Consider the following 18,669-nt stretch of genomic DNA (forward strand, 5'->3'; position numbering starts at 1 on the left):
GTGACAAGCCCGTGAGGCTTGTCACGCCCCCGGGATATTTTTGGAAAGATGAAACGGGCCCGGCTCAGCGAATGTCGAAGCCCGGCGGCGCGAGGGTAAAGCCGTCAAACTGAAACCCCGGCGAGACGGTGCAGCTGACCAGGGTGTAGTCCCCGGTGCTGCGCGCCGCCTGCCAATGGTGTTCGGGAACGATCAGCTGCGGCTGGCCTTTCGTAAGGTCCGGGGTCAGCAGGTGATCCCTCTTGGGACCTTGGGCGGTCTTGGACAGGGACAGCACCACGGGCGCGCCCGCGTGGTAGAGCCAGATCTCGGTCGCGTCGACCTTGTGCCAGTGGCTGGCCTCGCCGTCCTTCAGCAGGAAATAGATGCAGGTACCAGTGGGGCGGCCCGAGCTGTCCTCGTCCACCCAGGTCTGGCGGTAATGCCCGCCCTCGGGATGCGGGGTGAGGTTCAGGGCCTCGATGATTTGATCGGAGGTCATGTCGTTCATGGGGCACTCGGCAGGGTTGCGCCGGTCGCCGGGCGGATGGCTGACCGGAACAGGGTTTCGTGATAGGATCAGGGGGCACAATCGCAGAATTGTCGGGTTTCACAAGGCAGGGCCTGTCCAACATATTTGGGAGGTCAAGACATGCCGTTTTATCTGTTCCGTGGACGTTACAACACCGATGCCCTGCGCGCGCTGGTCGATGAACCCCAGGACCGCGAGAAGGTCGCGGGCGAGATGATCGCGGCGATGGGCGGCAAGCTGCATCACCTGTTTTTCTGTTTCGGGGACGAGGATGTGGTTGCCTTGATCGAGGCGCCCAGTGACGAGGTCATGGCGGCCTGCGCGCTGGTGGTCGGGGCTTCGGGCACCATGGCGGGCGGCGCGACAACCAAGCTGATGACCAGCCAGGAGGCCATGGGCGCCATGTCGGCGGCCAAGGCCGGGCGCGGGGCGTACAGGCCGGTTGGCGGCTGAGCCTAGCCCAGACGTTTCATCAAGGAGAGATCGCAGGCGGTGGCGTGGCCCATGGCCCGTTTGATGCCGGGCAGAAGGGCCGCGCCGTTCATTGCGAAGCTGAGCTCAATCAGACCTTTCTCGCCATAGGTGTCCAGGATCGCCGCGCGCGCGTCGGGCGCGTCCACCCGGTCGCGGGTGACCGCATCGGCCAGGGTGGCGATGTGGCACAGCGGCGCGGGAAGGGACACGCCATGCAGCGTGTCGCGGATCAGCGCGTCGGACAGCTTGGCCTTGCGTGCCAGGTTCACCTCGGCCTCGACACAGGTTCCGCAATCGGCGGCCAGAGCGCCGCGCAGGCGGGCCACATGGTAGGCCTCTTTCGGCACGTGTTTCACCGGGTCGAGAAAGCCAAATAGCCGGTTGTAGCGGGTCAAGAGCCCGATATCCGTATCCGCGATCTGATGCACATAGTCCAGCGCAACACCAAGGCGGCGTTCGGCGCGGGTTATCATCTTGTGGGCAATTTGGGTGAGGATTTGGGACATGGGTGGCCTCGATGAAAAAACAACCGTAGCGAACAATGGATTGCGCGAAACTTCAAGGCGCGTCGCGGACTTCTAACGACCTTTTTGTCAGAGGAGATGCCCCCGGAGTTGGGCTCAGGCCGGGCGCGTCTTGGCGAATGCCGCGGCCTGGCCGAGTTTGTGACCCACCGTGTCCCGCAGGGTCCAGATCACCGCCTGGTCGATGTAAAACCGCCTGCCCTTGGTCGAGATGCGGATGCCGGAATAGTCGTCGATGAAACCGCGCTCGGTGATCGAGGCGAGCATTGCCGCCCGTGCGGCGCGTTCATCGGGTTCGGCGGTGAGGCGTTTAAATATTTGCCGCTGTAGGTGGTTCGAGTCCAATAAGCTTGTTTCGTCGCGGCAATGGAGCCGCGAAATCGGCAGGCTGAAAGGAGAACCAATGATGGAAATATTTCTGCACCAGCAGTACGGCCACGATGCAAACATCTGGATCACGGGATACTATGACGAGCAGGGCAGAAAACGCTTCATGCTACAGGAGCACCGAAAGCCGCCACGACCGATTGAGCCGGTTTGGTGACGTGGCGCACTGGTCCGACAAGCTGTCGGGCCAGTGCTTGGGAAGACTGAATCACTTCAGGATCGAACGACCGGCGTATTCGGCGGTCTCACCCAGCATTTCCTCGATGCGGATCAGTTGGTTGTACTTGGCCAACCGGTCGGACCGCGCCAGCGAGCCGGTCTTGATCTGGCCGCAGTTGGTGGCGACGGCCAGATCGGCGATGGTGGCGTCCTCGGTCTCGCCCGAGCGGTGCGACATCACGTTGGTGAAACCCGCGCGGTGGGCCATGTCGACGGCTTTCAGGGTCTCCGACAGCGAGCCGATCTGGTTCACCTTCACCAGCATGGAGTTCGCCGATTTCTTGGCGATGCCGTCGGCCAGGCGGGCCGGATTGGTGACGAAGAGGTCATCGCCCACCAGCTGCACCTTGTCACCGATGGCGGCGGTCAGGGCGGCCCAGCCGTCCCAGTCATCCTCGGCCATGCCGTCTTCGATCGAGATGATCGGGTAGTCGTTCACCAGTGCCTCAAGGTAGGCCACGTTCTCTTCCGACGTCAGGGTCTTGCCCTCACCGGACAGCACGTATTTGCCGTCCTTGTAATACTCGGTCGAGGCGCAATCGAGTGCCAGGTAGATGTCCTCGCCGGGTTTGTAGCCCGCTTTTTCGACCGATTTCAGCACGAAATCCAGCGCTTCGCGGGTCGAGGCGATGTTGGGGGCAAAGCCGCCCTCGTCGCCGATGCCGGTGGACAGGCCCGCGGCGGTCAGCTCTTTCTTCAGCGTGTGGAACACCTCGGCGCCCATGCGGATCGCGTCGCGGATGTTGGTGGCCGACACCGGCATGATCATGAATTCCTGGATGTCGATCGGGTTGTCGGCGTGCTCGCCGCCGTTGATGATGTTCATCATCGGCACCGGCAGCACGCGGGCGGCCGAACCACCGACATAGCGGTAGAGCGGCAGGGCCGAGGCGTCGGCAGCGGCTTTCGCCACGGCCAGCGAGACGCCCAGGATGGCGTTGGCGCCCAGGCGGCCCTTGTTCGGCGTGCCGTCCAGTTCGATCATGGCCGCGTCGATGGCTTCCTGTTCGGTGGCGTCGAAACCAACCAGGGCCTCGGCGATCTCGCCGTTCACGGCGGCGACGGCCTCCAGAACGCCCTTGCCCATGTAACGGCCCTTGTCGCCATCGCGGCGCTCGACGGCTTCGTGTGCGCCGGTTGAGGCGCCCGAGGGCACGGCGGCGCGGCCCAGGGTGCCGTCTTCCAGGATCACGTCGACCTCGACGGTCGGGTTGCCGCGGCTGTCCAGGATTTCGCGGGCGAGAATGTCGATGATGATGCTCATGGCGGGGCCTTTCACGGTTCGTGTTAGCGCTAACTGAATTCGTGGCCGTGATAAGCGATCAACGGCCGCGAAGAAAGGTATTTCTTGGTTCAGGGCTATAGCCGGGGGGCGGGCGCATGGAAAGGGGCGCCGCCGATGTTAGCGCACACGTTTCGTGATCCGTGAAAATCGGGTGGGTTCAGGCCGCCGCACGCGCCTTTCGCGCCAGCCGTGCTTCGCGCAGGAAGGTGTAAAGCCCGGTCGAGATGATCAACCCGGCGCCAGCCAGGGTCCAGACATCCGGCCGTTCGGCAAAGACGATCATGCCCAGGATCAGCGAGAAGACCAGCCGAGTGTAGCGAAACGGCATGACTGCGCCTGCGTCGCCCATGCGCATGGCCAGCACGATGGCGTAGTAGCCCGAGACGCCGAAGATCACCGCGCCAGCGACAAGGCCCCAGCCGCGCGGGGTCGGCCAGGCCATGGGCTCGGGTGACAGCGGCAGGATCACCAGCCCGGCCACCAGCACCGAGGCAAAGCCGTAGAAGGCGACCGAGGTCGAGGGGATGTCCGGCCTCAGCTGCCGGGTGATCAGGTCGCGCGCGGCGATGCCGACGACGGTAATGGCGGGCAGAAGCGCGTTCATGTCAAAGCTTTCGCCACCCGGGCGGATGATCATCATGACACCGACGAAGCCCACGAAAATGGCGCTCCAGCGGCGCCAGCCGACCTGTTCGCCCAGGAAGATCGCGGCGCCTGCGGTCACCGCCAGCGGCGTGGCCTGGAACACGGCGGCTACGGTGGACAGGGGCACCAGCGCCAGGGCCGAGATGAAGAAGATGGTCGAGGCCCCTTCGGAAAAATTGCGCGCCAGCATCGCCTGCCCGCGCATGTCGCGATGCACCAGGGGCGCGAGCGTGCCGCGCTGCGCCAGCGTCAGGGCGGCAAAGGCCAGCGAGCCGCCGATGCCGATGAAGATCAGCACCTGCGCCACCGGCAGCCCTTCGGTCATCGACTTGATGAAGACATCCTCCATCGTGAAGCCGATCATGGCGGCGACCATGAGGATGATGGCGCGGGTATTGTTCATGGGGTCTCCTTGATCCTGCCTCCATGTGAGCGGTGGGGCAGGGCGGGGCTTGTCCGTTTCCGACCCCGTGGTCAGGAAGCGACCTTTGTCCGGTTTGCATCCCGGCTCATCGCCTGCCGCTCTCTGAGGAAGGAATAGAGCCCGGCGCCAACGGCAATGGCGGTGCCGATCAGGGTCCAAGCGTCAGGGCGTTCGCCAAAGACGAAGACCGCCAGGGCCAGGGCAAAGACCATGCGCGAATAGCGGAAGGGCGATACGGCCGAGACCTCGCCCACCCGCATCGCGGCGGTGATCGCGTGGTAGCCCAGCACGCCCACAGTGACCATCAGCGCCATGAGGCCCCAGTTGGCGCCGCTCATCGGCACCCAGTCCTGACCTGAGAGCAGCAGAACCGCGCCGGTGGGCGCCAGCATCGACATGCCATATGTCGAAATGCGCATGGTCGGCATGCCCGGGGGCACCAGGCGTGTGGCCAGGTCGCGCAGGGCCAGACCGACCATGGCGGCAAAGGCCCAGAGCGCGTTCGGGTCGAACCCGGCGAAGCCCGGCCGCATGATGATCAAGACGCCGACAAAGCCCACCAGCGTTGCGGTCCAGCGGCGCCAGCAGACCCGCTCGCCGAGCAGGGTGGCTGCGCCCAGGGTCACCGCCAGGGGCGTGGCCTGCAGGATGGCGGCGGTCAGCGACAGGTCGGTCTTGGCAAGCGCGGTGAAGATGCAGAAGGTGCCGGCAATCTCGGCGGCATTACGCAGGATCACGCCCCGGTGCAGGAACTCGCGGGTCATCACCCGGTGACCTTGCAGGCGGGTCATGATTGCGAAGACCAGCCCGCCGCCGGAGCCCAGAAGCAGAAGCACCTGGCCCAGGGGCATCGCTTCGGCGGCCCATTTGATCGTCATGTCGCCAAGTGCAAAGAACGCCATGGCCAGCACCATCAGGGCAATGCCGCGCAGGTTGTCCGAGCGTGGGTGGGTCATCTGGGGCTCCGTTGGGCGAATGCGCCGACCATGGGGGAGGCGGGCGGATTTGACCAGATGGAAAATGCTGGGGGCGTGGCTGGCGTTGTCAAGTAGAGTGCGCGTGCCGCGCACGCTTGATGTCTCGCGCCTGTACAGGCGCTCGGGTGGGCGTCCGGGGCTGATGTATCGCACACGCAGGCCCGTGCTGGGCCCGCGAAAGCCGCGCGCAGCGCGGCCACCGAAAGCAAAATTATGTGCCATAATTTTCGCCTGCGGCGGGCGGGGCGTCTCCTGTGGGCGCGGTGCCCCGGGCTCAGCGTTTCTTTACGCCGTAGAGCTCCAACCGGTGGTCGCGCAGCTCATAGCCCAGTTTCTCGGCGATCTTGACCTGCAGCGCTTCAATTTCCTCGTCGACGAATTCGATCACCTCGCCGGTGGTCAGGTCGATCAGGTGGTCGTGGTGCTCGCGCCCGGCGGGTTCGTAGCGCGCGCGCCCGTCGCCGAACTCGTTCTTGACCAGGATCCCCGCCTCTTCGAACAGTTTCACCGTGCGGTAGACCGTGGCGATCGAGATGCCGGGATCGACCGCGCTGACCCGCGTGTAGAGCTCTTCGACATCCGGGTGATCCATGGTGCCCTCCAGAACCCCTGCAATCACGCGGCGTTGCTCGGTCATGCGCAGCCCCTTGAGCTCGCATTTCTGAAGGATCGTCTTGGCCATGGTCACTCCGTTCGTCTGAACCTGTCCTAGCGCATCGGCGCCCGGGGGGGAACCGTTTGACTGAAAGCACGCGCGGGTGCAAGCGGCAAGGTCACACCAGTTCCGGCTCCCGACCCAGTTTCTTGGCCAGGGGGGCGACAGTCAGCCCCTGCACGATGATCGAGAAGACGACGATGATATAGGTCGCGGTCAGGATCAGCGGTTTCCATTCGCTGTCGGGCAGGGACAGCGCCAAGGCGACCGAGATCCCGCCCTTCAGCCCGCCCCAGGTCATGATTGGGATCACCCCGGGGCTGAACGACCGGAACGGACGCAGGATCAGCACCGGCACCGAGACGGCCGCGAGGCGGGCGGCCAGCGCCAAGGCGATGGCCAGAACGCCCGCGACGACCGCGTCCATGGTAAAGGCGACGGCGAAGACCTCGAACCCGATCATCAGGAACAGAACCGCGTTCAGGATCTCGTCGATGAGTTTCCAGAAGGCGTCCACATATTCCCGCGTCTGTTCCGACATGCCATGTTTCGCGCCCACATCGCCGATCAACAGCCCCGCGCAGACCGCCATGATCGGGGCCGAGACATGCAGCGCCACGGCCAGTTCATAGCCACCGAAGGCAAGGCCCAGTGTGATCAGCACCTCCAGCGAATAGTCGTCGATCAGCCGCATGACGCGGAACACCAGCCAGCCCAGCACCAGGCCCAGCACGGCGCCGCCGACGGCCTCCTGCACGAACAGGATCCCGGCATCGGCCAACCCGCCACCGCCATGGGTGTCGTGGCCTGTGGGGAAGACGATCCCGACCAGCACCAGGAAGACCACGTAGCCCACGCCATCGTTGAACAGGCTTTCCCCGGCAATCTTGGTTTCCAGCGACTTTTGCAGGTTGGCCTGCCGTAGCACGCCCAGAACCGCGACCGGATCGGTGGGCGAGACCAGCGCACCAAACACCAGCGCGATGATGAAGGGCATGCCGGTCAGCCAGGAAAACCCGGTGCCGACGATCAGTGTCGACAGGCCCACGCCCATGGTCGCCATCAGAAGCACCACGCGCCATTGTTCGCGCAGGTCCGAGATCTTGACGTGCAGCGCACCCGCGAACAGCAAGAGCCCCAACATGCCTTCCAGCAGTGCGTCCGAGAAGTCGATGGCGGTGACCTCCTGCCGGACCACATCGGCTATGCCCAGGCCCGGCGCCACCAGGTCCACGCCAAGGATGACCATCGAAGCGGCCAGCGACACCACCAGGATGCCGATCGCGCTGGGCAGTTTCAAAAACAGGTAGTTGATGGCGCCGAAGGCCCCGGCCAGGACAATCAGAAGCGACGCGATTTGCAGGAAACTCATGGGGCCCTCGTCAATGTGATTTGGCCCCTCATAACATGTGACCGGGTGGTCGGGAATGGCTTGACTTCCTGACCTCGGGTGGGTCCTGTCGCCGGATGGAGATGAAACGGGACATGGACGGTAAGGGCGCGGCGATTCTGATCGGGGTATTCGTGCTGCTGGCGGTGAACCAGGTGGTGATCAAGCTGACGAACCAGGGGTTCCAGCCGGTCTTTGGCGCGGCCTTGCGGTCGCTGGGCGGGGTGGCTGTCTTGAGCCTTTGGATGCTGCTGCGCCGGGTTCCGTTGGAGTTCCGCGCGGGCACCATCGGTGCGGGCATACTGGCCGGGCTGGTGTTCTCGGCTGAATTCATCTGCCTCTACTGGGCGCTGGACCTGACCACAGTGACGCGGGTCAGCGTGATTTTCTATTCCATGCCAGTCTGGATGGCGGTGGTGGCGCATTTCGCCCTGCCCGGGGAGCGGCTGACGCCGGTCAAGATCATCGGGCTGCTCCTGGCCTTCGCGGGGGTAACCTGGGCCATTCTCGACCGCTCCGGCCCCGGAGGAGAGGTCTCGATCTGGGGCGACCTGGCGGCACTGGGCGCGGCCTGGGGTTGGATGGGTGTCTCGCTCTGTGCGCGGGTGACGCCCCTGCGCGAGCTCACGCCCGAAATGCAGATGTGGTGGCAGCTGGCGGTGTCGGTCCCTGTGATGCTGGTGGCCGCCATCTTCTTCGGCCCGTTCATTCGTGATCTGCAGCCGATGCACTGGGCGGGGATTGCCTTCCAGGCTGCCCTGGTGGCGGCTGGCGCCTTCCTGGTCTGGTTCTGGCTTCTGAAGAGCTACAAGGCGTCCTCGGTGGCGAGCTTTGCCTTCCTGTCGCCGATCTTCGGCGTCTTCATGGGCTGGGCCTGGCTGGGGGAACAGGTGACGGTGCCGGTCTTGGGCGCCTTGGGGTTGGTCGCTGTCGGGATCGTGCTGATCAACCGGCGTTAGAGGCGAGGCGCTTGCGTCTTGCCCGCCGGGGCGCAGCCCCGGCCACCGGCAGCAAAATTATTCAAATAATTTTCGGTGGCGCGGCGGTGGCAAATTTTCTTCGAAAATTTGTGCGTCACCGCGCCGCCACCTCGACCCAGACCGGCAGGTGGTCTGAGGCGATGCGGCTGAGCGGTGTTTCCACCACGCCTGCATCGCGCAGTTCCAACCCGGAGGACAGGGCCACCCGGTCCAGCGCCGCCATGGGTCGGGCGGCGTGAAAGCTGCGACCTGGTGCATGCAGGGTGAAATCGTCATGCAGCGCTTCGAACCCCTGGGCTGCGGACCATTCGTTGAAATCGCCCAGCATGGCGGTGGGCATCGGGTGGTCGTCCAGCACCTCGGCGAGCGCCGAGAGCTGGCGCACCCGGTGGCGGCGCATCAGGCCCAGGTGGGTGCCGATCACGCGCAACTGGCCCGCCACCTCGACGGAAACCGCGCCGCGCGGTTCGAACCCCGGCAGTTCGATGCGTCTGGGCAGGGCCACCTCGGTGCCCTTCCGGACCAGGATCGCATTGCCGTGGCTGCCCAGGCTGATGCCATTTGCCGCGAGAGGCACGGGCGTATAGTCGCTGTCTTCCACGATCAGACGGGCGGGCAGGGCGGCGGGGCGATTGCCCAGGCGCCGGTCAGCCTCCTGCAGCACCACCACATCGGCGCCGGTGTGGTTTATCACCTCCAGCACCCGGTGCGGGTCGCGCCGCCGGTCGAGGCCGATGGCCTTGCGGATATTGTAGGTGAGGAGCTTCATCCTGATCCCAATATAGGCGCGCGGGGGCAGAGATTGAACCGCCGCCTCGCGCAGATTACATATCTGCCATGGTCTTTTATGGACAAAGCTACGTGGTCTATGCGGTCTGGACGGTGCTTCTGGCCTCGGCCGGGTTTGCGCTTTACCAGGGCGAATGGTCGCTGATGTTCATCGCCCTGGGCACGCTTGTGGCCTCGGTGGTGCCCGCCTTTGTTGCCGACCGTCTGCACATCCGCATCCCGGTTGGGTTCTATGCCTGGATTGTGCTCTTTACCTTCGGCACGCTGTTCCTGGGCGAGGCCTTCGATTTCTACGAACGCTTCGGATGGTGGGACGTGGTCATGCACGGCGCCAGCGCCATGGGTTTCGGCCTGATGGGTGTGGTCTTTGCTCTGACCCTGTTCGAGGGGGACAAATACGCGGCGCCCGCCTGGGCGATCTCGGTCATCGCTTTCTCCTTCGCGCTGGCCATCGGCGCGCTGTGGGAGGTGTTCGAGTTCGCGATGGACACGGTCTTCGGCATGAACATGCAGAAAAGCGGGTTGGTGGATACGATGGGCGACCTGATCGTTGACACAATCGGCGCGGCGATTGGCGCGCTGGCCGGATTTGCCTATCTGAAGGGGCAGGAGCGTTGGGGGCTTTCGGGAATGATCGCCGAGTTCGTGCGCCGCAACGGTGCCATGTTCCGCAAGGCGCCGAAAGAGTAGGGGGGCGCCCCTTGGCAGGCACCAAGGTGCCCTTCGCGGGGCGCGTCGGGGCGGTGCCCTCCCGCATATCCGCTATCGGGTCAGGTGCCGCAGAAGGTGCGGGTGACGCGCTCGTGGTCTTCGGGCGGGTGGGTCAGGTCGGTGTAATCCGGATTGTCCACGTGGGGCGCGGCCAGCGCGGCATTTAGTCGGTGGAACGGGGCGAAATCGCCGGTCAATCCGGCCTGGATCGCCTGTTCCACCCGGTGGTTGCGCGGGATCAGCACCGGGTTCGCCGCGCGCATCGTCGCCTGGTGATCGACCGCCTCCCCCGGTTCACGCGCCAGCCGTGCCTGCCAGTCGGGCAACCAGCTGTCCCAGGCGCCCGGATCGGTTATGTGGGCGCTGGCATCCTCGCGGGTGAGCGCGCGGAACGTGTTGGTGAAATCGCTGTTCGAGGTCGCCATGCGCCCCAGCAGCCCGGTGATCAGCGTCTCGTCGCCCTCTTCTTCGCGGGCGAGCCCGATCTTGGCGCGGAAGAGCCGCATCCACTCGGCCTGGAAGGGCTCCACGAACCCATTCACCACCTCGGTCGCCTCCTCAATGGCGGCCTCGCGGTCCGCCATCAGCGGCAGGAGCGCGGTGGCCAGCTGCGCCAGGTTCCAGGCGGCGATATTGGGCTGGTTCTGATAGGCATAGCGCCCGTATTGGTCGATCGAGCTGAACACGGTCGAGGGGTGGTAGCCATCCATGAAGGCGCAGGGGCCGTAGTCGATGGTCTCGCCCGACAGTGCCGTGTTGTCGGTGTTCATCACCCCGTGGATGAAGCCCAGGCTCATCCATTGCGCCACCAGCCTGGCCTGCGCCTGAACCACGCCGCGCAGCATGTCCATCGGGCCGTCGGCATTCGGGTAGTGGCGCGCGATCACGTGGTCGGTCAGCGCTTGCAAGGCCTCGGTGTCGCTGCGGGCGGCGAAATACTGAAAGGTGCCGACGCGGATGTGGCTCGATGCCACGCGGGTCAACACCGCACCCGGAAAGCCCTGTTCGCGCTGCACCCTCTCACCGGTCGTGGCCACGGCCAGCGCCCGCGTGGTCGGCACGCCAAGCGCATGCATGGCTTCGGACAGGATGTATTCGCGCAGCACCGGGCCCAGCCAGGCGCGCCCGTCACCTTGGCGGGAATAGGGCGTGCGGCCGGAGCCCTTGAGCTGAATATCGCGCCGCCCGTGTTCACCCACCACTTCGCCCAGAAGGATCGCGCGCCCGTCGCCCAGCTGCGGCACCCAGCCGCCGAACTGATGCCCGGCATAGGCCTGGGCCAGAGGCTCGGCGCCCTCGGGCAGGGCATTGCCCGCCAGCACCTCGGCGGTCAGCTGGGCGGGGTCGATGCCCAGCTCAGCCGCCAGCGGCGCGTTCACCGCGATGATCTGCGGATCCGACACCGGCTCCGGGTTCAGACGGGTATACATCCGCGCGGGCAGGCGGGCATATGAATTGTCAAAGCGCATGGAGAAAGCTTACAGCACGCGCGTCATCAGGTGGTAACGATCGCGCGAGGCAAAGCCCAAACGCCCGTAGAGCCGCTTGGCCGCGTCATTCTCCGTGGCGACCTCCAGATGCAAAGCGCGCACCCCTTGATCGGCGAGCGCACGGGCCAGGGCGGCCAAGGCCTCGGACCCCATGCCGCGCCCGCGCACCTTGTCGCGGATGAAGAACTCGTTAACGATGGCGTCCAGGCCGCCCAGCTCGATCGACCAGCCGAAAGTGACGGCGATATAGCCCACCGGAGCGGATCGCGGGCCGATCAGCCAGATCGCCCCATGCGGGGAGCCTTCGAGCAGCGGATAGAGCGCCGCACGCCGGGTCTCGTCATCCTGCGCGATCCCTTCGTGGGTGTGATAGCGTTCGACGAGGCTGACCAGCCGGTCGAGATCGTCGGTGGAGGCCAGTCGAAGCGCGCTCATAGTCGGGCCAACCTTTCCGTCAGCAGGGTAAAGAATCCATCCGCGTCCAGATCGCCGATGAACAGCGCATTGGGTGCCCGGTCGGTCACGCCCCACCAGTCGGCGACGGTCATGCCCATGGTCAGCTCGGACTGCGTTTCGACCTCGACGTTTACTCGGCGGCCGGAGAACAGCTCGGGTCTCAGCAGGTAGGCAGTGACACAAGGGTCATGCAGCGGGGCGCCTTCCGATCCGTATTTCTCGCGGTCGAACCGCTCGAAGAAATCGGTCATCTCGGCCACCGCCACGCCTACCTTGGTGCCCAAGGCGCGGAAGGCGTCGTTGCGCGGCTTGGTGACCAGGGCCTTGTGGGTGACATCCAGTGGCATGACCACGATATCACAGCCGGATTTGAACACGATATCAGCGGCTTGCGGATCGACATAGATGTTGAATTCGGCCGCCGGGGTGACATTGCCCACCTCGAAATAAGCGCCGCCCATCAGCACGATCTGCGCGACGCGGTCGACGATATCGGGCGCGCGTTGGAAGGCGGTGGCGATGTTGGTCAGCGGCCCCAGCGGGCAGAGTGTGACCGTGCCCGGCTCCTCTGCGCGCAGCGTGTCGATAATGAAATCGACCGCATGTTGCTCCTGCAAGGGCATGGTCGGATCCGGCAATTCGGGCCCATCCAGCCCGGTCTTGCCATGCACATATTCGGCGGTGACCAGCGGGCGTTCCAAGGGCGCGTCGCAACCGGCGAAGACCTTGACCTCGGGTTTGCCCGCCAGTTCGCAGACGATACGCGCGTTCTTTTGAGTTAGGGGCAGCGGCACATTGCCGGCCACGGCGGTAATGCCCAGGACGTCGAGCTCCGGCGAGGCCAGGGCCAGCAGGATGGCCACCGCATCGTCCTGCCCAGGATCCGTGTCGATGATGATTTTTCGTGTCATGTCATGCCTTTATGCGGTGAGTTCAATCCAGATCGGCACGTGATCCGAGGGCTTCTCGCGCCCGCGCACCTCCTTGTCGATGCCCACATCGGTCAGCAGGTCCGCACATTGCGGCGACAGCAGGAAATGGTCGATGCGAATGCCGTCATTGCGCTGCCAGGAGCCCCGTTGGAAATCCCAGAACGTGTATTGTTCGGCGGCCTGGTTGCGGGCGCGGAAGGCGTCGGTCAGGCCCAGGTTCACGATGCGGCGATAGGCGTCGCGGCTGTCCATGCGAAAGAGCGCGTCCTCGGTCCAGTCCTGCGGGCGGGCGGCATCTTCGGACTGCGGAATGATGTTGTAATCGCCCGCCATGAAGAAGATTTCTTCCTGCAAAAGCAATTCTTTGGCGCGCTCTCTTAATCTCTCCATCCAGGCGAGCTTATAGTCATATTTCGGCCCTGGTACCGGGTTGCCATTGGGCAGGTAGAGGCCGCAAATACGCACCGCCTGATCGCCCACCACGGTGGCCTCGATATAGCGCGCCTGTTCGTCTTCCTCGTCGCCGGGCAGGCCCCGCATCACGTCCTCGAGCGGGTATTTCGACAAGAGCGCGACGCCGTTGAAGCTCTTTTGCCCATGGGTTTCAACGCTGTACCCCATGTCCTCGAAGTGTTCGCGCGGGAAGGTCTCGTCGACCGACTTGATCTCCTGCAGGATGGCGACGTCGGGCTTGGCCTCTTCCAGCCAGGCGGTCAGGGCGGGCAGGCGTGCCTTGATGCCGTTGATGTTGAAACTGGCGATTTTCATGATGCCTCCCCGCGTTTTATTTGCGCCCATGTAAGGGGCAAATGGCGGCGGGCACAAGTCAGCTTGCGGCGATATGGCGGGCGGCCGCGTGGGCGCTGCTCCAGGCCCATTGGAAGTTGAAACCGCCAAGCCAACCGGTGACATCGACACATTCGCCAATGAAATAGAGCCCGGGCAGGTGTTTCGACATCATCGTCTTGCTGTCGAGCCCATCGGTATCGACACCGCCCAGGGTGACTTCGGCGGTGCGGTAGCCTTCGGACCCGTTCGGGGTCAGCTCCCACGCGCTGAGCGCATCCACGATTTCACGCAGGCGGGCGTCGGACTGGTCGGCGAGGTTGCCGGTCAGGCCCAGCTCCGGCGCCAGGAAGTCGACCAGCCGGGCGGGCAGGTGGCGGGCCAGTTCCGTGGTCAGGTTGCGCCGCCCCTCGCTCTGGCGTTGGCTGCGCAGGGTGTCGAACAGAGTGGCCTCCGGGTCAAGGTTCACCCGGATCGCCTCCCCCTCGCGCCAGTAGCTGGAGATTTGCAGGATCGAGGGGCCGGATAACCCGCGATGGGTAAACAGCAGCGCCTCGTCGAAACTGGTGCGGTCGTTCGAGACGCGCGCAGGGGCCGAGACTCCGGCTAGCGGGGCAAACCGTGCCTCCGGGAAGGTCAAGGGGACCAGGGCCGGGCGGGTTTCGGTGATCTCATGCCCGAATTGGCGTGCCAGGTCGTAGGCAAAGCCGGTGGCGCCCATCTTGGGGATGGATTTGCCGCCCGTGGCCATAACCAGGTTGCGGGCCTGAACGGGGCCCGTGGGCAGGCTCAGGCGAAAGCCGTCGGGGCCATGAGAAATGTCGGACACAGAGGTGTTCAGCCGTAGCTCGGCGCCGGTTTTTTCCAGCTCTGTCAACAACATATCGACGATCTGTGTGGCCTTCTGGTCGCAGAAGAGCTGCCCCAGGGTCTTTTCATGCCAGGCAATGCCATAGGCATCGACCAGCGCGATGAAGTCCCATTGGGTATAGCGCGCGAGTGCCGATTTGTGGAAATGCGGGTTCTGGCCGATGAAGTTGCCCGGTTCCGCATGCATGTTGGTGAAGTTGCAGCGCCCGCCACCGGCGATGCGGATCTTTTCACCCGGGCGCTTGGCGTGATCGATCAGCAGGGTGCGTTTGCCGGTCTGTGCGGCTTGCCCCGCACAGAACAGCCCCGCAGCGCCTGCGCCAATGATGATCGTGTCCCAGGTTTCCATGGGGTGGGTCTGGATCAGATTGCGCCCGGGGGCAAGAGGTCAGATCGAGAAGGACGTGCCGCAGCCGCAGGAGGCGCTGGCATTCGGGTTGTCGATCACGAAACGCGCGCCGATCAGCTCTTCGGAGAAGTCGATGACCGCATTGGCCAGGAACGGCAGCGAGACCTCGTCCACCACCACCTTTTCGCCCGCGCCTTCCAGCACCAGGTCACCTTCGGCCGGATCATCCAGTGCGATATCGTATTGAAACCCGGAACAGCCGCCGCCTTCGACGGCCACGCGCAGGGCCTTGCCCTGGTCAGCTGCGCCGATCTCGGCCAGGCGCTCGAAGGCGCGGGGGGTGACTTTGGGGGGCAGGGTCAGTTCCATGTCGGGTCCAAGTTGTTTGCTCTGTTCGCAAAACCGAATATAGGGGGGCTGGGACAGGTCAGCAAGATGAGGCAGAGATGCTTGCCACGTATGCCAGTGATCCGACGCGCACGCGCGGGCGGCTGTATGGCGAAGACGAAAGCGCCTTTCGTGAACCCTTTCAACGGGATCGCGACCGGATCATTCACTCCAGCGCGTTTCGGCGGCTGAAGCATAAGACGCAGGTCTTTGTCGAACATGAGGGTGATTATTTCCGCACCCGGTTGACCCATTCGATCGAGGTGGCGCAGGTGGCGCGCACGATCTCCGGCGCTCTGGGGCTGAACTCGCACCTGACCGAGGCCGTGGCGCTGGCGCATGACCTGGGGCACACGCCCTTTGGCCATACCGGCGAGGACGCTCTGGACGCGCTGATGGCCCCCTATGGCGGCTTTGATCACAACGCCCAGGCGTTGAAGATCGTGACATCGCTGGAGCGCCATTATGCGGAATGGGACGGGTTGAACCTGTCCTGGGAAACCCTTGAAGGCATTGCCAAACACAACGGGCCGGTGGCGGGGGATCTGCCCTACGCCCTGGCCGAGTATGACGCGCGCCATTCGCTGGAACTGGACAGCCACGCAGGCGCCGAGGCGCAGGTGGCCGCACTGGCGGACGATATCGCCTATAACAACCACGACCTGGATGACGGGCTGCGGGCCGGGCTGTTCACGGTGGAAGACATCTGTGCGTTGCCGATCATTGGGGATGCCTTTGCCGAGGTTGACGCCAAATACCCCGGGCTAGATGCGAAACGGCGCCGACATGAGGCGCTGCGCCGGGTGTTTGGTGTGATGGTGTCGGACGTGCTGGTGACCTCCAAGCGCCTGCTCCAGGAGGCCAACCCGGGCTCGGTCGAGGATATCCGCGCGCTGGGGCGGCCGGTCATTCGGTTCTCGGACGGGCTGTGGACGGATCTGAAGGTGATCCGCAAGTTCCTCTTCACCCGCATGTATCGTGCGCCTTCGGTGGTCGAGATGCGCAAGCGGGTGACGGCGGTGGTCGAGGAGCTGTTTCCGCTGTTCCTGGCCCAGCCGGAACTGCTGCCCGCCGACTGGCACACCGACCTGGAGCGGGCGCGGGGGGATGATACGGCGCTGGCGCGGTTGGTGGCAGACTATATCGCGGGTATGACCGACCGGTTTGCACTGGACACACACAAGCGGCTGGTGGACGGGCGCTGAAAAGAAAGCTCCGCGATGCGGGCGCATCGCGGAGCCTATCGCTTCAACCAGATCGGTTCGATCAGACCGACGGCGTGCTGTCGCCACTCGCCAGAGCCACGCCCAGGAACAGGATCAGCAGGACCGGGATCAGGATGCCAGCGGAGGAGGACGAAGCGGCCTCTTCGACGATGACAGCGGGCTCGACGATCGGGTCAACCAGAGCGCCGGCGTTGGCGGCGGTGGCAGCGGTGGCGGCGATCAGGGCCGCGGCGGCGAATTTCTTCATTTTAGCAATCCTTGGCTTTTCATGTGCTTCGAAACCTCGCAAGAGGTGCGATGCGCACGCTATGAGCTGCACTGCAGCAAGTCAAATGTACAAATCCGACCTCTGGAAGGCGCGGCGGAATTGCAACAGATAGCGCGCGGGCGTTGACCTCTCGGCCCCCCGTGATAAACCCGCGCGCAACGATTGAGGATGCCCGAGATGAACCTGTTTACCGATATTCGCGCGCTGGTGCTGGACAGCCTGGCCGAAATGGCTGCCGAGGGCGTGCTGCCCGAGGGGCTGAGCCTGGACAATGTGGCGGTTGAGCCGCCGCGCGATGCGGCCCATGGCGACATGGCCACCAATGCGGCCATGGTGCTGGCGAAACCGGCCAAGATGAAGCCGCGCGACATTGCCGAGGCCCTGGCGGGCAAGCTGGCGGCGGACGCGCGCATCACCCGGGCCGAGGTTGCGGGACCGGGCTTTCTGAACCTGTCGCTGGACCCGTCGGTCTGGACCGGCCTTGTCACGTCCGTGTTGACCAACGAGGGCTATGGCCGCTCGACCATGGGGCAGGGGCAAAAGGTCAATGTCGAATATGTCTCGGCCAACCCGACCGGCCCGCTGCATGTGGGTCACACTCGCGGTGCAGTCTTCGGCGACGCTCTGGCGAGCCTGTTGGAATACGCAGGCCACGAGGTCACCCGCGAATACTACATCAACGACGGTGGCGCCCAGGTCGACGTGCTGGCGCGCTCGGTCTACCTGCGGTATCTCGAAGCCCATGGCGAGGCGGTGGAATTCCCCGAAGGCACCTATCCGGGCGACTACCTGGTCCCGGTGGGCGAGGCGCTGAAGGCCAAGGTCGGCGACGCCTATGTCGGCAAGGGCGAGGACACATGGCTGGTCGAGATCCGCGAATTCGCCACGGCGGCGATGATGGACCTGATCCGCGAGGATCTGGCCATGCTGGGCGTGAAGATGGACGTGTTCTTCAGCGAAAAGTCGCTCTATGGCACTGGCCGGATCGAGGCCGCCCTGGAAGCGCTGGACGCCAAGGGGCTGATCTATGAAGGCGTGCTGGAGCCGCCCAAGGGCAAGAAACCCGAGGATTGGGAACCGCGCGAGCAGACCCTGTTCAAATCCACCGAACATGGCGATGACGTGGATCGGCCCGTCAAGAAATCGGACGGCGCCTGGACCTATTTCGCGCCGGACATTGCCTATCACTTCGACAAGGTGGAACGCGGCTTTGATGCGCTGATCGACATTTTCGGCGCCGACCACGGCGGCTATGTCAAACGCATGAAGGCGGCGGTGTCCGCGCTGTCCGACGGCAAGACGCCGCTGGACATCAAGCTGACCCAGCTGGTGAAGCTGTTCAAGAACGGCGAGCCCTTCAAAATGTCCAAGCGGGCTGGCAACTTCGTCACCCTGCGCGATGTGGTCGAACAGGTGGGGTCGGATGTGACCCGCTTCCACATGCTGACGCGCAAGAATGACGCCACGCTGGATTTCGACTTCGACAAGGTGCTGGAGCAAAGCCGCGACAACCCGGTCTACTACGTGCAATACGCCCACGCGCGGGTGAAATCTGCGCTGCGCAAGGCCGGTGACATCGCGCTGACCGACACGCCTGTGTTGGCGGATGACGCTGAGTTTTCGGTGGCCAAGAAGCTGGCTGAATGGCCGCGTCTGGTCGAGATTGCTGCGCGCACGCATGAGCCGCATCGCGTTGCCTTCTACCTCTACGACCTGGCGTCGGAATTCCACGGCCTCTACCACAAGGGCAAGGATCAGCCCGAGCTGAAGTTCGTGCAAGAGGGTGATCCTGTTGCAACAGCGGCGAAAATCGCGCTGCCGCGTGCCGTTGCCGTTGTCATTTCCGCCGGTCTTGGTATTCTTGGCGTAACCCCGGCCGAAGAAATGCGCTGACCAAACAAGCGCTGCGGCCTCGGGGAAGAGCAGAGGCAAAG

21 protein-coding genes are annotated in these 18,669 nt (G+C 64.4%); 5 read left to right on the top strand and 16 right to left on the bottom strand.

What is annotated here, in order from left to right:
- Positions 1 to 64 precede the first annotated feature (64 nt).
- On the bottom strand, positions 65 to 481 hold the full coding sequence (locus ACO07D_RS15445; protein WP_421705045.1) for a cupin domain-containing protein: 417 nt from the start codon (positions 479 to 481) through the stop codon (positions 65 to 67).
- A gap of 150 nt (positions 482 to 631) precedes the next feature.
- On the opposite strand from ACO07D_RS15445, the gene ACO07D_RS15450 reads away from it, so the two are divergent.
- Entirely contained in the window at positions 632 to 964 is a 333-nt protein-coding gene (locus ACO07D_RS15450) for a GYD domain-containing protein (protein WP_421703838.1), read from the top strand.
- A gap of 2 nt (positions 965 to 966) precedes the next feature.
- On the opposite strand, the gene ACO07D_RS15455 is transcribed toward ACO07D_RS15450, so the two are convergent.
- From ACO07D_RS15455 to ACO07D_RS15485, 7 genes are all read right to left on the bottom strand, one after another.
- Entirely contained in the window at positions 967 to 1,491 is a 525-nt protein-coding gene (locus ACO07D_RS15455) for a hypothetical protein (protein WP_421703839.1), read from the bottom strand.
- A gap of 114 nt (positions 1,492 to 1,605) precedes the next feature.
- Complete coding sequence (locus ACO07D_RS15460; RefSeq protein WP_421705046.1) at positions 1,606 to 1,959, bottom strand: MEKHLA domain-containing protein; 354 nt, start codon at positions 1,957 to 1,959, stop codon at positions 1,606 to 1,608.
- A gap of 145 nt (positions 1,960 to 2,104) precedes the next feature.
- Entirely contained in the window at positions 2,105 to 3,379 is a 1,275-nt protein-coding gene (eno, locus tag ACO07D_RS15465) for a phosphopyruvate hydratase (protein WP_421703840.1), read from the bottom strand.
- 178 nt (positions 3,380 to 3,557) lie between these two features.
- Entirely contained in the window at positions 3,558 to 4,448 is an 891-nt protein-coding gene (locus tag ACO07D_RS15470; protein WP_421703841.1) for a DMT family transporter, read from the bottom strand.
- Positions 4,449 to 4,519: 71 nt separating this feature from the next.
- Positions 4,520 to 5,425, bottom strand: coding sequence for a DMT family transporter (locus ACO07D_RS15475; protein WP_421703842.1), 906 nt, complete (start codon positions 5,423 to 5,425; stop codon positions 4,520 to 4,522).
- Between the two features lie 295 nt (positions 5,426 to 5,720).
- A complete protein-coding gene (locus tag ACO07D_RS15480; protein WP_421703843.1) occupies positions 5,721 to 6,128 on the bottom strand; it encodes a Fur family transcriptional regulator in 408 nt (135 codons plus the stop codon).
- 91 nt (positions 6,129 to 6,219) lie between these two features.
- Positions 6,220 to 7,473 (bottom strand): cation:proton antiporter, encoded by a 1,254-nt coding sequence (locus tag ACO07D_RS15485; protein WP_421703844.1) that lies wholly within the window; start codon positions 7,471 to 7,473, stop codon positions 6,220 to 6,222.
- 95 nt (positions 7,474 to 7,568) lie between these two features.
- Between ACO07D_RS15485 and ACO07D_RS15490 the strand changes: the two genes are divergently transcribed.
- Positions 7,569 to 8,450, top strand: a complete 882-nt coding sequence (locus ACO07D_RS15490; protein ID WP_421703845.1) for a DMT family transporter — start codon at positions 7,569 to 7,571, stop codon at positions 8,448 to 8,450.
- A gap of 115 nt (positions 8,451 to 8,565) precedes the next feature.
- On the opposite strand, the gene ACO07D_RS15495 is transcribed toward ACO07D_RS15490, so the two are convergent.
- A complete protein-coding gene (locus tag ACO07D_RS15495; RefSeq protein ID WP_421703846.1) occupies positions 8,566 to 9,240 on the bottom strand; it encodes an endonuclease/exonuclease/phosphatase family protein in 675 nt (224 codons plus the stop codon).
- Between the two features lie 68 nt (positions 9,241 to 9,308).
- Between ACO07D_RS15495 and ACO07D_RS15500 the strand changes: the two genes are divergently transcribed.
- Positions 9,309 to 9,950 (top strand): hypothetical protein, encoded by a 642-nt coding sequence (locus ACO07D_RS15500; RefSeq protein WP_421703847.1) that lies wholly within the window; start codon positions 9,309 to 9,311, stop codon positions 9,948 to 9,950.
- An 80-nt stretch (positions 9,951 to 10,030) separates the two neighbouring features.
- On the opposite strand, the gene ACO07D_RS15505 is transcribed toward ACO07D_RS15500, so the two are convergent.
- From ACO07D_RS15505 to ACO07D_RS15530, 6 genes are read right to left on the bottom strand one after another with little or no spacing between them, the layout of a single operon-like run.
- Entirely contained in the window at positions 10,031 to 11,440 is a 1,410-nt protein-coding gene (locus ACO07D_RS15505; protein WP_421703848.1) for a protein adenylyltransferase SelO, read from the bottom strand.
- Between the two features lie 9 nt (positions 11,441 to 11,449).
- Entirely contained in the window at positions 11,450 to 11,896 is a 447-nt protein-coding gene (locus tag ACO07D_RS15510; RefSeq protein ID WP_421703849.1) for a GNAT family N-acetyltransferase, read from the bottom strand.
- A complete protein-coding gene (locus ACO07D_RS15515) occupies positions 11,893 to 12,828 on the bottom strand; it encodes a nucleoside hydrolase (RefSeq protein ID WP_421703850.1) in 936 nt (311 codons plus the stop codon). The genes ACO07D_RS15510 and ACO07D_RS15515 overlap by 4 nt, the downstream gene beginning before the upstream one ends.
- Before the next feature lie 9 nt (positions 12,829 to 12,837).
- Entirely contained in the window at positions 12,838 to 13,617 is a 780-nt protein-coding gene (gene xth, locus ACO07D_RS15520) for an exodeoxyribonuclease III (protein ID WP_421703851.1), read from the bottom strand.
- A gap of 58 nt (positions 13,618 to 13,675) precedes the next feature.
- Positions 13,676 to 14,854 carry an NAD(P)/FAD-dependent oxidoreductase gene (locus ACO07D_RS15525; RefSeq protein WP_421703852.1) on the bottom strand — a complete coding sequence of 393 codons (1,179 nt, stop codon included), beginning with the start codon at positions 14,852 to 14,854 and terminating at the stop codon, positions 13,676 to 13,678.
- A gap of 39 nt (positions 14,855 to 14,893) precedes the next feature.
- Positions 14,894 to 15,217 (bottom strand): HesB/IscA family protein, encoded by a 324-nt coding sequence (locus ACO07D_RS15530; RefSeq protein WP_421705047.1) that lies wholly within the window; start codon positions 15,215 to 15,217, stop codon positions 14,894 to 14,896.
- Positions 15,218 to 15,300: 83 nt separating this feature from the next.
- On the opposite strand from ACO07D_RS15530, the gene ACO07D_RS15535 reads away from it, so the two are divergent.
- On the top strand, positions 15,301 to 16,446 hold the full coding sequence (locus ACO07D_RS15535) for a deoxyguanosinetriphosphate triphosphohydrolase (protein WP_421703853.1): 1,146 nt from the start codon (positions 15,301 to 15,303) through the stop codon (positions 16,444 to 16,446).
- Between the two features lie 61 nt (positions 16,447 to 16,507).
- Here the strand turns inward: ACO07D_RS15535 and ACO07D_RS15540 are convergent, their stop codons facing one another.
- Positions 16,508 to 16,714: a hypothetical protein gene (locus ACO07D_RS15540; RefSeq protein ID WP_421703854.1), complete on the bottom strand. Its 207-nt coding sequence runs from the start codon at positions 16,712 to 16,714 to the stop codon at positions 16,508 to 16,510.
- Positions 16,715 to 16,912: 198 nt separating this feature from the next.
- Here ACO07D_RS15540 and argS point away from each other — a divergent pair, with 198 nt between their 5' ends.
- Entirely contained in the window at positions 16,913 to 18,628 is a 1,716-nt protein-coding gene (argS, locus tag ACO07D_RS15545) for an arginine--tRNA ligase (protein ID WP_421703855.1), read from the top strand.
- Positions 18,629 to 18,669: the final 41 nt, after the last annotated feature.

The organism is Aliiroseovarius sp. (genome assembly GCF_965228805.1).
In the GTDB taxonomy this organism is placed as follows: domain Bacteria; phylum Pseudomonadota; class Alphaproteobacteria; order Rhodobacterales; family Rhodobacteraceae; genus JASBTN01.